Source organism: Agrobacterium sp. A3-95, from assembly GCF_053521785.1.
Map to the genome: position 1 here is coordinate 226,619 of NZ_JBNWDR010000006.1, position 12,553 is coordinate 239,171.

Consider the following 12,553-nt stretch of genomic DNA (forward strand, 5'->3'; position numbering starts at 1 on the left):
CCTCCCTTGGAACTGAAGATATTGCTGTAAGAAATGGGTCAGAACGCCTCGCGGTAGAGCGCAAGCGCATCCTCTTCGCGGACTTCGACCGGATTATTGACCAACAGACGGCTCTGTTTCATTGCGTCGGACGCAAGCATGGCGAGCGTGTTGTCCGTCACGCCGACATCGCGCAGACGTCGCGGCGCGCCGCTTTCGTCCATCAGCGTTTCCATATGCTGAACGAACGCATCCGAACGGGTTGCCGCATCCCCTTCACCCGGAACACCCAGCACGTCGGCAAGCTCCGCATAAAGCGACGCGGCAGCCTTCGCGTTAAAGCGTAAAACCGGCCCCAGCATCAGGGCATTGGAAAGCCCGTGTGGCACGTGATAATGGCCGCCCAGCGGATAAGCGAGCGCGTGGACGGCGGCCACCGGTGAGTTGGCGAAAGCCTGACCTGCCAATGTCGCACCCAAAAGCATGCCTTCACGGGCTTTCCGGTCGGTGCCGTCCTTGCAGGCGGCGATCAGATTTGCACCGAGCAGCCGCAGTGCCTCTCGCGCCAGAGCATCTGATAGCGGGTTCTTCTTGTGTTTGCTGGTGTAAGCCTCGATGGCATGCACCATGGCATCGATACCGGTGGCAGCCGTATGGACCTGCGGCAGTCCCACCGTCAGTTCAGCATCCAGAAGAACGAAATCAGCGTAAAGCTGCGGAGAAACAACCCCCATCTTGGTGGTTTCTCCCGTGGTGATGATGGAGATGTTTGTGACTTCCGAACCGGTACCGGCCGTGGTCGGCACCAGTACGAGCGGCAGGCGTGATCCCTTAACGTTTCCGATCCCGTACATGTCGGCAAGCGTCTGGTCGGAGACCAGAAGGACAGCCACGAGCTTGGCGATGTCGAGCGATGAGCCCCCGCCAAGACCGATGACGATATCGACTCCGATCTGCCTTGCGGACTCGACGCAGTCGGCAACGATGTGCTCTGGCGGATCAGCAACGACCTTGTCGAAGATCGTGACGTCAAAGCCGCTGGCCGCAAGTGCGTCAGCAATCGGCTTGATGAGGCCGGCCTTGATGAGACCTGCATCGGTAATCAGCAGCGCCTTGCGCGCCTGAAACCTGCCGGAAAGAATCTCTCCGAGGCGCTGGGCGCCACCCCAGGCAACCTGCATGGAGGGAACGGTGCGGAATTCGAAAGGGTTGATGGTCATCTGATCCTCCCAGCGTGATCTCAGCCGATGGCCGAGCACAGGTATTTGATTTCAAGATATTCATCGATGCCGTAGTGCGAGCCTTCGCGGCCCAAGCCGGACTGCTTCACGCCACCGAATGGTGCGACTTCGTTGGAGATGAGGCCTGTATTGTGGCCCACCATGCCGTATTCGAGCGCTTCTGCGACACGCCATGTCCGGCGGACATTCTCGGTGTAGAAATAGGCCGCCAGACCAAATTCGGTGTCGTTCGCCATGGCGACCGCTTCGTCTTCCGTCCCGAACCGAAAGAGCGGGGCGACGGGTCCAAAGGTCTCCTCACGGGCAACCTTCATGGCCTGGGTTGCACCAGTCAGAACCGTTGGTTCGTAAAACGTGCCTCCAAGAGCATGGCGCTTTCCACCGGTGACGATCTTTGCTCCCTTGCCAAGGGCATCAGCAACGTGATCCTCGACCTTTGCCACGGCATCCTGGTCGATCAGTGGACCGATCAGAACACCAGGTTCCGTGCCCTCACCGACGGACAGGCTTTCGACCCTTTTGACCAGCTTTTCCGCGAATGCGTCGTAAACACCATCCTGGACATAGATCCGGTTGGAGCAAACGCAGGTCTGTCCGGCATTGCGGTATTTCGACACGATCGCACCCTCAACGGCCGCATCCAGATCGGCATCATCAAAGACGATGAAAGGCGCATTGCCACCAAGTTCCAGCGACAGTTTCTTGATCGTCGGGGCCGATTGCGCCATCAGCAGACGACCGACCTCGGTCGATCCGGTAAAGGAGATCTTTCGCACCGTGTCGCTTTCGGTAAACACCTTGCCGATATCGCGTGCGGCGCCCGTCACCACCTGGAAGACACCGGCGGGAACGCCCGCTTCTTCGGCGAGAACACCCAGAGCAAGTGCGGTGAGTGGCGTCTGTTCAGCCGGTTTGACGATCATCGTGCAGCCTGCGGCAAGTGCCGGGGCCGCCTTGCGGGTGATCATCGCGGCCGGGAAGTTCCATGGCGTGATCGCGGCGCAGACACCGATCGGCTGCTTCAGGATGGTAATACGCTTGTCCGTGGTCGGCGAAGGAATGGTATCGCCATAAACACGTTTGGCTTCTTCCGCGAACCATTCCACGAAAGATGCCGCATAAATGGCTTCGCCCTTTGCTTCCGCAAACGGCTTTCCCTGCTCGGCAGTCATCAACGCACCAAGATCGTCAGCGTTCGCCACCATGAGATCAAACCATCGACGCAATATGGCAGCGCGGTCCTTCGCAGCCCGGCGGCTCCACTCGGAAAATGCCTTGCCTGCTGACTCGACTGCAGCTTCAACCTCATCTGCCGACAATGAAGGAACGTGACCGATGATCATCGAGTTGGCGGGATTTTCCACCGCAATCGTCTTGCCATCCGCAGCTTTCAGCCAGCGACCATTCACCAGGCAGGCATCACGCAACAGCGCCGCATTTTTTAGCTTGATCATAGACCTCTCCCGCACTATAGTTCAACTAATTGAACTTGAATCATTAGAGTGAACTATGGGCCAAAGCGGCCAAGCGTGTCAAGGAAGGTGCATGGCTGAAGATCAACAATCGTCGCAAATATCAGACACTGTACCGGCACTCAGACGCGCCGTGCGTATTCTGGATCTTGTGGCAGGTTCCCCGCGGGACCTTACAGCCGCCGAGCTGACACGATTTCTGGATTTGCCCAAAAGTAGCGCGCATGGCTTGCTTGCGGTGATGACTGAGCTTGATCTTCTGGCGCGATCTGCCGATGGAACCCTGCGAATTGGACCCCACTCGCTCAGATGGGCGAACGGTTTTCTGTCGCACCTCGATATAGTATCGACATTCAACGACCATCTCGCCCAGCGCCACGACCTCGATCCCTACACGGTGACCCTCACCGTCCGCGAGGGTGGCGAAGTCGTTTACATCGGCTGTCGCAACTCGGCCCAGCCGCTTGGACACACGTTTCGGATCGGTATGCGTCTGCCGGCGCCATTTACGGCCACCGGGAAGATCCTCCTGTCCGATCTGGGGCCCGGTGAATTGAGGATGCTGTTTTCTCAGTTTCCACAGCCTCTGACATCAAGGAGCGTTGCTGGCCTTTCGCAGCTTGAAGAGGAACTGGCTTTGACGCGCGCTCGCGGCTACTCCATCGACGATGGTCAGATCCGCGAAGGTATGCTTTGCATTGGCGCAGCGATACGCGATTACTCGGGAGCCGCATCTGCCGGCATTGCAATCAGTCTGATCCGCAGCGAAGCCAGCGACGAAAAAATCGCTAGCCTTGGTGAGGAGCTTCGCACCACAGCCAACGCCCTTTCTGAAAAGCTTGGGTACCGATCGCAGAAAGACTAGTCGTAACCCGTAGCGGTATAGTCGATGCCGACGAGCCCAGCTTTGCTGTAGGGGCCAGCGCACCGAAACCCCAGGTAACCCGCGTGTAGAGTACGGCTGCGCCGGGCGCACTCCGGATCGAAAACAAAAAAATACATCGCTGATGTGTTGAGCACCAAGTGAAAAGACCTCGGCCCGCAGATGCACGATCCACCGCGTTGCCTTATTCCTGGCTGGGACGAAGCCGAACAATGGGTTGTCATCACAAGACGACTCCTTCGGAGCGTGTCCTGGGTGTCGCGACTACCCGGATAAGACGGCGCCTGTTAGCTCAGGCCTTGCTCCAGCCGATATCTCGGCAAACGCAGTTGCACTGGCTAATATCCGGTCATCTCCAGATAACCTTGTCCTGAGGTGCTTCCATCAAACTCTATTGGCCCTTCCCAGTAGGGGGTTGACGTCGCCATCCAGGCTTTCTCGTTCAGGGGCTTCGTTTTTATGTCGAGGCCACGGCTGGGTATCTTCACGCTCCATTCGACCGGAATGCTCTTTCCGTTGATATCCGCGGTTCGCAACGGACTGAGCAAAACGTCTTTCGGATCGACGGGAGACGGCCTTCCATCGGCGGAAATCCAGTTAGCGGAGATGTAGCCGCTTTTGTCGTCACGCAGACGGAAGGCCATGAGTTTTTCGCCGGATGCGAGGTGAAGGGAAAACCAGTCCCATCCCGTCTGGCTCGAGGCTAGCGGTTGCGACGACCATTCCCGATCGAGCCACGCCTCGCCCGTCACCTCATGGGTTTCACCATCAAGAAAGACGCTGCCGCTGACACTGTAGAATGGCTGGGAGTAATAATAGCTTGCCTGACCCTCTGCCGATTTAACCGAGTAGCCGTTGTCCCCCTGACGCACCAAAGGCCCGTGGGCCTGAAGTTTCAGACGATATCGGAAGCTCTCGCCACTGGCGTTCAAATCAAGCTGATCGAGGTCGTCCCGTGCATTGTCAGCTCCTGCCTTCATTTGCCAATTGTCAATCCAGGCGTCGAAGGGTTCGCCTTTGACCCCCGCCTGTCCCACGCCTCCCCGCGCGAGCCGTTCGGCAACATGGTGACGGCTGGCAGTCGTGACGGCTGCGTGGCCAATCCAAATTTGAGGGTCGGACCATCCGGGGCGCTCGACAGGTTCAAGCGCAGAACGAAAGAGTGTCCATTGGACGCCCATGCGCTGTCCATCGGCCGTCTGCAGATTTGCAGTGACGTACCACCACTCGATCCTGAAATCCGGATGCGGCTTGTGGTCTTTTGGAAAGACAAGTTCAACGCCTCGTGTGGGAATGCTGAAGCCTTCGGCATTTGACCCGAGGCCCGCAAAGCCTTGCGCCATGACCGGCGTGGGCAAGGAAGTGCATGAAGCGCAAAGGAGCAGGAGGACGGCTTTAGCGTTCACTGGCGAATATCCTCAAAAGATCGGCCGGCGCGGTTTTAGCAAGCCGTCGAACAGGGATCAGGACCGAAATGATGGCGGCAAGCAGGGCAACAAGACCCAGCCTCAGCCAGTCCAGCGGAAACAGGATCAGCGGCAGTCGCCATCCGAAAGCCGCTACATTGATGATTGCCAGCAAAACCCAGGCCAGTCCCAGCCCGACAGGAATGGCGGCAATGAATGTCACAAGCCATAGAGCAAGAGTTCGCAGGACCTCCAGCATCGCAAGGTCGCGGCGACGAAGTCCAAGTGCCCAGACAGGAGCAAGCTGCGGCAGTCGAAGTGAAGCGAGCGTAAGCTGGCTCGAAAACATGGCAAAACCCGCCACCGCGAGCGTGAGCACATTCAGCGCGCCGGTGACTGCAAACGTCTGTTCGAAGATTGCAGCAGACTGCCGTTTCAGCGAGGCCTGGTCGACAATATTGGCTTCGGGCAGGCCGAACTCCGTCATGAGGCGTTGTCTGAAGCCCGCAACCTCCTGTGGCTGCATGCGAAGGCCGTATCTCAGCTTTTCAATGTCAGGGTAGTGCTGGACGAGGGCATCAAGACCAATGATGATCTCGCCCCTCGGATTGCCATAGTCGGAAAACACCCCGACGACCCGGGCTTTCCAGCCACCTGGCATTTCTATCTCTGCGCCGGGCGACGCCTTTCCCGACCTCCAGAACTGTTCGTTGACCAGTGCACCCTTCCCGCTTGCAATCTCGTCCCATGTTGCGGGCGAACCCGAAATCAACGGCCAATGATCCCTGTATGTCGCATCGTCAGCGACGCCGAAGATGCGGACCTTCTGCCCCGAAATTTCCCCTTCCGTACTCCAGATGGGTAGAACCGCCCTTGCATGGTGTGGAAACCACTGCCGCAGATGCGCAGCTTCAGCCTCGTCACGGGCCGTCACATAGACCTCTGCGGCCAAGCGCTGATCGAGCCATCCCACAAAGGTTTGCCTGAAGCTTGAGACCATGGTGCCGACCCCGATATTGGCCGACAAAGCGAGCAGCAATGCCATCAGCGCAAGGGAAAGACCTGGCAGCTGCTGGCGCGTATCGGCGAAAAACCAGCGGGTCAGTCCGTGTCCGGAGATGTGTTCGGCCACTCTCATGCCCAGTGCCAGCAAGGTTGGAAGAATGAGTGCAGCGCCCAGAAGAAGCGCTGCAAGCACTGCGAAACCTGAAATGAGACCGCCGCCCAGCAGCACAAGCGCGCCGGATACAAAAAGCAGAACCATCCCGGCGGCCGCCTGATGGAGGAGGCTTTTCGTGGACACCATCGCCCACGCCCTGCCCTGTGCCGTGGACAGTATGGGCATCCGCCAGACGCGGAGGAGATGTTGAAGCGAGGAAAGCCCGGTCCCCACCAGCGCCATTGCAAGGCCGGCGATCCACCATTCAGGCCGCAGCGAGAGTGAACCGGCAACACTGGCCCCGTAAAGGCCACGCAGGGTCGCGGCCACGCCCGGCAATAGAGCCGATGCGACCACGTAGCCGACGACAATGCCCAGCGCTCCCGATACCAGCGCAAAGAGCGCGGTTTCGATAACCAGCACCGTGGTCAGGGAGCGAAGCGAGACCCCGAGCGACCGCATGGTCCTGAACGACCCACGCCGTTGCTCGAACGACAGGCCTGTTGCCGAATACACGATGAAGAGACCGACAACGAAGGCAAGAAAACCAAATGCGGTCAGGTTGAGATGAAAACTGTCCGTGAGGCTTGCGACGTCGGGCCTGCTTCTTGCCTGTTCGAGGGAAAGTTCAGAGGCTATGTTTCCGATCGTCGGAAGATCGGGGTCTTGCGATGGCGAAACGATAAGCCGGCTCAGTTCACCATTGCGTTTCAACAGGCGGTCAGCCGTGGAAATATCGACAAATGCTGCGCCGTCGGGGAGATCCGCTCGTGCCTTAAGGGAAAGGCCAGAGGTATCTTTCAATGTGGCAGCCGTTGCAGGCGAAACGATCATCTGTCCGGGCGTCTGGACGAATTCCACCAGCGCGGACGGATCAGATGGTGCAGGCACCATTCCGTCGGACGGCATGGTCAGGGGGTCGATGCCGATAAGCCTGATACGCGTCGTACCAAACCTGTAATCGCCTTCAATGATCGGAGAGACGTGCAAACCTGCCCTTCGAAGCCGGGCATATGTTTGCGAGGAAATTCTGCCGCCGTCCTTTGCCACCAGTTGATCCAGCTGGTTTTGCGCCAGGACCGAGGCCGCCCGGTCATAACTTGCTCTGGCTTCGGCATTGATTGCCTGGACCGCGCACCAGAGGCCGGTTGCAAGCGTGACGCCGACAATGAGGGTGAGAAGCTGAAGCGGTCGGTAGCGCCAGTGTGAGAGCAGCGCCCGGAAGGCGGTCCAGTTCATTGCGAAACCTTCCCGCCACTCAGCGCGATACGCCGATCGAGTTTTACCGCCAGCCGGCTGGAATGGGTCACCAAGAGGAGTGTGATCTGCGCGGACTTTGTCAGTCTCAACATGATATCGATGACGATATCAGCCGTCGCCTCGTCGAGATTACCTGTCGGCTCATCGGCAAGAATGAGGGGCGGTCTTGCCGCAAGCGTACGTCCGATCGCCACCCTTTGCTGCTGACCGCCGGAGAGCTGTTCGGGATAGCGTGCAAGCAGCTCTCCGATCCCCAGCGCCTCGACCAGGCTTTTTTCCCAGACCGGGTCGAAACGGCCCGCCAGCCGGGCGTGAAACGAGATATTGGATCCGACATCGAGGCTCGGAATGAGATTGAACTGCTGGAAGATTAAGCCCACCTCCCGGCGTCGGAAGCTCGCTCGACCGGCCTCGTCGAGATCGGTTATTTTCCGACCCCTCACCGTGATGATGCCACTGTCGGGCAAATCAAGGCCGCCGGCCAGATGCAAAAGCGTACTCTTTCCGCTGCCGGATTCCCCCGTCAGGGCAAGACTTTCGCCGGCTTCAAGTGAAAGGTCGACGCCGTTCAGGACCGGGATATTGCCTTCGGCTGTCTGGTAGGATTTCTTGATGCCGGAAAGTGAAAGGACCATGGCTCTTCGATCTCTGCTTCGTCCTATATGGACCGATATGCTGGCGGATCTCAACCGGTTTAGATACCGATATTCCACGCGCAGCCTAAACGACCGCACCGTTTCTGGCTGTAAAGTCGCCCTCCCCTCTGGCGTCTACCCCCTCCCGTTCCGAACGTGAGATGGCACCCGACACAAAAAACACTCGCCGTAGCCTTCCGACAGTCATGGCGGCTCCAGGGGCCGGATTGACCAACGAACTACATGATCAACGTGACGGTTTATGTCGCGGCCCCTTAGATCATTTCTGAGCCGGGCACCATCCAGACAGCGGACTGCACAATGACGGGTTCATCGTGCGAAAATCTCTTCTGCATAAAAGAAAGACGCGACATCTGAACCCGCTCTTGCTCTGCTGTGGTCTTGCGAATGCGGTGACGCGGTCGGCGCAGGCGCCCAAAGAGAGCCGTCTGCGCATCCGCTCGCAGCCTCAAGGAAGGTGCCTTGGCTCCCTCGGTTTTTTCAGCGTATCCATGAGTTCCAGCGCTGCACCAGCATGCCCATGTTCGCGTTGATCCATTGTGCATCGGGGACGATGATCCGGTTTTCAACATCTGCCGCAGATGGGAGGGTGGCGCGAGCCTCAGATGACATCTGCGAAATCGCTTTCTGACTTGGAGGAGTGCAAGAAAGCGTTTCGCAGGCTTTGGCCTGCACCGCAGGATTCCTTAGCCAGAACTCAATGAGCTTCAGCGCATTTTCCCGATTCGGTGCGCCACGCACGAGCGCTATTCGATCGCCCACAAGAAATGCGCCATCGTAACTCCAGCCTATCTTGTAACCTTCTGCTTTCAAGGCCTTCGCGCGCGTCAACCAGATCTGTCCAACGCGATACTCGTCATTGCGAAACGCCTGAACGCTTTGATCTCCCGTCCTCCACCAAACCTGTACACTGTCCCTGACTTCATCAAGCTTGCGAAATGCTCGATCTACATCAAGTGGGAAAAGTTTTTCTCTCGGCACTCCGTCCGCGAGCAATGCTGCGGCCAACACTCGCCATGGATCGTCAAAATTAGGAAAACTTCGAGCACCCGGAAACTTCGCCAGATCCCACATGTCAGCCCAAGTTTGAGGGTTGCTGCCGTTCTCATTCAGTTTGTAAGCCAAAAGGGTGGAGGTTGACTGCAATTTCGCCCCGCCGCGCGTACAAGAGTCGGCCAGCAGGTCCGTGCTGTTAATGAACTGCTTGCAAAAGTCTGACAGGTCTTCCGTTATGGCGAAGTGTGCGTCGGATCCAGCTTGGATTTCGCCATCCAGATAGAGGTCCCAGGTGACGTTGCCTGTTTGAACCATAGCAGTGACCTTCGCCCGCTTCTCGGCATCTGTTCCAGAAACAGTGACGACTTTTATTCCTGTCGCTTTCGTGAAGGGCTCGAACCACGCTTCACGCAGGGCCTTTTCGTAGGTACCTCCCGTCGTAGCAATGACCACACGTTGCTCGGCACTCGCCTTTTCAAGCCCAAGAGCGAACATGAGAGCAAAGGCGACGAACACGTAAAACGCGGATTTCAGGCAAGCCTTCGGCGTCTGATCCGATCTGATCATTTCAAATCCTCTTCAGTTAATGTGGAGTTAGTGTCTGCTTCGAGTAGTCAGAAGTTGCGCCACCGTCATGAGCACGAGCGAGATCGCGACGAGCACGGTTGACGCGGCGGCGATCACTGGCGTGAGATTGAAATCGATATCTTCGAACATCTTGCGTCCAATCGACTTCCCGCCAATGTCAGAGATGAAGAACGAAACCGTCGCGTCATCGAACGACGCAAGAAATGCAAAGACCGAAGCCGCGGCGACGCTCGGGCCAATATTAGGCAGCATCACGAGGAAAAAGCTCTGAAATCGATTTGCGCCGCAGTTGAGAGCCGCGAGTTCGAGCGAAGGGTCAAACTTCTGCACCGCAGCACCCACCACGATCATGACATAGGGGATGGCTAAAACCGTGTGCGCGAGAACAAAGCCTGCAAACGTCCCCGTTACTCTCCACGGTGAGAACACCAGGTAAAGCGATACACCCAGAACCACGTGCGGGACGATCATTGGTCCAAGCGCAAGGCTCTGCAGAAGCCCCTTAAAAGGCAATCTGCTCTTTGCGAGCGCGAGCGCTGCTGTCGTGCCAATGGTTGTTGCCACGATAGCTGTCGCGAAGGCGACCTGCAGGCTGAACAATGTTGCCGACATCCAGTCAGGATCAGAGAAATAAGCCCTATACCATTTTAAAGTGAGGCCTTGCGGTGGAAACGCAAGGTAGCTGCCGTCATTCAGGCTCATCGGGATGACGAGAAATGTCGGCAGGATCAAGAATACCGTTATCAGGAAGACGAAGAAGCCTGCGGTATAGATCCGTACGATATTGTAATACCTTCCGACGGCATTGCGCAGTGGCCGCGCCAAAGAAGGCCGGACCGGAAATGTTGAACTATCAGATGCCACTGTTCAGCCCCTTGCTTAGCGAAAGAGTTCTTCGAAATATGATTACGACGGCAAGCGTGACGACCAGCAGTGAGGTTGAGAGCGCAGCCGCAAAAGGCCAATCGAGCAGGACAGTCGTCTGTTGACCGATGAGCGTTGCCATCATGAGCGATCCTGCTCCCCCTACCAACGCCGGGGTGACGTAGAAACCAAGTGCAAGAACGAAACTGATAACGCAGCCCGCAAATATCCCAGGAAGGCTCAGAGGAACAATGATTGCGCGAAAAGCGTGCAATCGAGTTGAGCCAAGATTCATTGCCGCCTGAACGTACTCCGGAGGGATAGCCCGCAGTGCCGCAAAAATAGGCATGATCATGAAGGGAAGAAGGACATGGGTCATTGCGACGATGACCGCACCCTGTGTGTAGATCATGCGCAGGGGCTCGTCGATGAGCTTGCTCGAGAGAAGTGCCTGGTTGATAATGCCGGTTCTCTGAAGCAGCACAATCCAGGCATATGATCGGACCAGGACCGATGTCCAGAGCGGAATGAGCACGCATCCCGTCAATATGAGGGCCCAGGGGTGTTTGATCCGGACCATCGCGTAGGCTACAGGAAAGCCTAGGAGCAGGCAGCAGCACATAACCGCAAGTGCCACGACCGTCGTGGAGAACAGGACGTTTAGATAAAGCGGGTCGCGAAAGATGCGGATGTACAGCTCGAGGCTCATGTCCGGCATACTGAGTGCGACGAGCCTTGCCAGAGGATAAACGAACCCTATCAAAAGCATGAGTGCAGCTGGCAGAAGCAAAAGCAATGCGCCTGCATGGGAATATGTTTTTGCAGAGGGCGTAGAAAACATCACACTTTGTAAATTGGCGAGTGCTCTGGAAGCGGGTGAAGAAGCGCTCATGCCGCAGACGTCTCCTCTTTTGAAAAAAAGCTGACAGCCTGCGGGTCGGGTACGAGATCGACCGTATCACCGGCGCGGAAATTTACCTCACTTCCGGTCACGACCTGAACCTCCACCAGCGGTGATCCAGGCAGGTCCAGACGGACCATGAACGCATGGAATGATCCAACGAATGCAAGACTCTCGATCTCAGCTGGTATTGCCCCAAAACCTCGAGGACCTCGTTTTTTCAAGGCGATCCTCTCGGGACGCATAGCAAGAATTACCTCGTCACCAAGCCGGAGTGCCGCCCGTGCCGCATCGACAGAAGCGGTCCGGACAAATACGTCGTCGGCCAATCGCACGAGCATCCCGTCGTCTTCAAAAGAAACAATCTCTCCTCCGACGAAGCTCATTTTTCCGACAAAATCAGCAACAAAACGGGTTGCGGGCGCGTGGTAAAGACTGGAAGGAGCCCCTATCTGAACGATGTTTCCGCCCTGCATTATCGCAACGCGATCGGACATCGTCAGCGCTTCTTCCTGATCATGCGTTACATAAAGGACGGTTGCTCCCACCTGTCTCTGGATGCGCTTGATTTCGAACTGCATGGCTTCACGCAATTTCTTGTCTAGCGCGCCGAGGGGCTCGTCCATCAGCATAACGGGCGGCTCAAACGCAAGCGCTCTTGCGACCGCCACACGCTGCTGCTGGCCACCCGACAGTTCAGAAGGAAACCTGTCAGCAAAACCGGCCAGGTGAACGAGGTCAAGCATGTCGTCTGCCCGCTTCTTCCATCCGGAGCGCCACCGCGATCTAAGCTTTAGCGGGAAAGCAATGTTCTGGCGGACAGTGAGATGGGGGAAAAGCGCGTATTTCTGAAAGACCATCCCGATATTTCGCTTATTCGGCGCAAGGTCGGTCACGTCTCGGTCGCCGATCACGATCCTGCCTGCCGTGGGACGCTCAAAACCGGCAATCATCGTCAGGACGCTGGTCTTGCCTGACCCAGATGGGCCCAGCACTGACACGAACTCGCCTGGCTCCACGCGGACGTCAACACCAGCGACTGCAACGACGTTGCCATAGCTCTTCGCGAGCCCGTCAAGATTTAGAGTCTCACCTATCAATACCTCACCCCTCCGTTTTTTAATGCCGCGACGAGCGTGAAAACGAGT

General features: G+C 57.3%; 10 protein-coding genes. 1 reads left to right on the plus strand and 9 read right to left on the minus strand.

Annotation, left to right across the window (positions count from 1 at the left end):
- Nucleotides 1–38 precede the first annotated feature (38 nt).
- Together ACQZ5Y_RS17315 and ACQZ5Y_RS17320 are read right to left on the minus strand one after the other, a co-directional pair.
- A complete protein-coding gene (locus tag ACQZ5Y_RS17315) occupies nt 39–1,199 on the minus strand; it encodes an iron-containing alcohol dehydrogenase (RefSeq protein ID WP_060642118.1) in 1,161 nt (386 codons plus the stop codon).
- 20 nt (nt 1,200–1,219) lie between these two features.
- A complete protein-coding gene (locus tag ACQZ5Y_RS17320) occupies nt 1,220–2,674 on the minus strand; it encodes an NAD-dependent succinate-semialdehyde dehydrogenase (protein WP_100560390.1) in 1,455 nt (484 codons plus the stop codon).
- 55 nt (nt 2,675–2,729) lie between these two features.
- Here ACQZ5Y_RS17320 and blcR point away from each other — a divergent pair, with 55 nt between their 5' ends.
- On the plus strand, nt 2,730–3,557 hold the full coding sequence (gene blcR / locus ACQZ5Y_RS17325) for an IclR family transcriptional regulator (protein WP_211380953.1): 828 nt from the start codon (nt 2,730–2,732) through the stop codon (nt 3,555–3,557).
- Nucleotides 3,558–3,913: 356 nt separating this feature from the next.
- On the opposite strand, the gene ACQZ5Y_RS17330 is transcribed toward blcR, so the two are convergent.
- The 7 genes from ACQZ5Y_RS17330 to ACQZ5Y_RS17360 form a co-directional block, all read right to left on the minus strand.
- Nucleotides 3,914–4,981, minus strand: a complete 1,068-nt coding sequence (locus ACQZ5Y_RS17330) for a lipocalin-like domain-containing protein (protein ID WP_174051399.1) — start codon at nt 4,979–4,981, stop codon at nt 3,914–3,916.
- Entirely contained in the window at nt 4,971–7,379 is a 2,409-nt protein-coding gene (locus ACQZ5Y_RS17335) for an ABC transporter permease (RefSeq protein WP_174051395.1), read from the minus strand. The genes ACQZ5Y_RS17330 and ACQZ5Y_RS17335 overlap by 11 nt, the downstream gene beginning before the upstream one ends.
- The gene (locus tag ACQZ5Y_RS17340) at nt 7,376–8,035 is read right to left on the minus strand and encodes an ABC transporter ATP-binding protein (RefSeq protein WP_065660657.1); all 660 of its coding nucleotides are present in this window, start codon (nt 8,033–8,035) and stop codon (nt 7,376–7,378) included. Before ACQZ5Y_RS17340 ends, ACQZ5Y_RS17335 begins: the two co-directional genes overlap by 4 nt.
- Before the next feature lie 501 nt (nt 8,036–8,536).
- A complete protein-coding gene (locus tag ACQZ5Y_RS17345; protein ID WP_060642125.1) occupies nt 8,537–9,619 on the minus strand; it encodes an ABC transporter substrate-binding protein in 1,083 nt (360 codons plus the stop codon).
- A gap of 27 nt (nt 9,620–9,646) precedes the next feature.
- Nucleotides 9,647–10,504, minus strand: a complete 858-nt coding sequence (locus tag ACQZ5Y_RS17350; protein ID WP_174051393.1) for an ABC transporter permease subunit — start codon at nt 10,502–10,504, stop codon at nt 9,647–9,649.
- Nucleotides 10,494–11,396 carry an ABC transporter permease gene (locus tag ACQZ5Y_RS17355; protein WP_112752666.1) on the minus strand — a complete coding sequence of 301 codons (903 nt, stop codon included), beginning with the start codon at nt 11,394–11,396 and terminating at the stop codon, nt 10,494–10,496. Before ACQZ5Y_RS17355 ends, ACQZ5Y_RS17350 begins: the two co-directional genes overlap by 11 nt.
- Nucleotides 11,393–12,505 carry an ABC transporter ATP-binding protein gene (locus ACQZ5Y_RS17360; protein ID WP_013637371.1) on the minus strand — a complete coding sequence of 371 codons (1,113 nt, stop codon included), beginning with the start codon at nt 12,503–12,505 and terminating at the stop codon, nt 11,393–11,395. The genes ACQZ5Y_RS17355 and ACQZ5Y_RS17360 overlap by 4 nt, the downstream gene beginning before the upstream one ends.
- Between the last annotated feature and the right edge of the window lie 48 nt (nt 12,506–12,553).

Coding starts and splice junctions, on each gene's coding strand:
- ACQZ5Y_RS17315 (WP_060642118.1), bottom strand. CDS start 1,199: ATGACCATCAACCCTTTCGAATTCCGCACCGTTCCCTCCATGCAGGTT.
- ACQZ5Y_RS17320 (WP_100560390.1), bottom strand. CDS start 2,674: ATGATCAAGCTAAAAAATGCGGCGCTGTTGCGTGATGCCTGCCTGGTG.
- blcR (WP_211380953.1), top strand. CDS start 2,730: ATGGGCCAAAGCGGCCAAGCGTGTCAAGGAAGGTGCATGGCTGAAGAT.
- ACQZ5Y_RS17335 (WP_174051395.1), bottom strand. CDS start 7,379: ATGAACTGGACCGCCTTCCGGGCGCTGCTCTCACACTGGCGCTACCGA.
- ACQZ5Y_RS17340 (WP_065660657.1), bottom strand. CDS start 8,035: ATGGTCCTTTCACTTTCCGGCATCAAGAAATCCTACCAGACAGCCGAA.
- ACQZ5Y_RS17345 (WP_060642125.1), bottom strand. CDS start 9,619: ATGATCAGATCGGATCAGACGCCGAAGGCTTGCCTGAAATCCGCGTTT.
- ACQZ5Y_RS17355 (WP_112752666.1), bottom strand. CDS start 11,396: ATGAGCGCTTCTTCACCCGCTTCCAGAGCACTCGCCAATTTACAAAGT.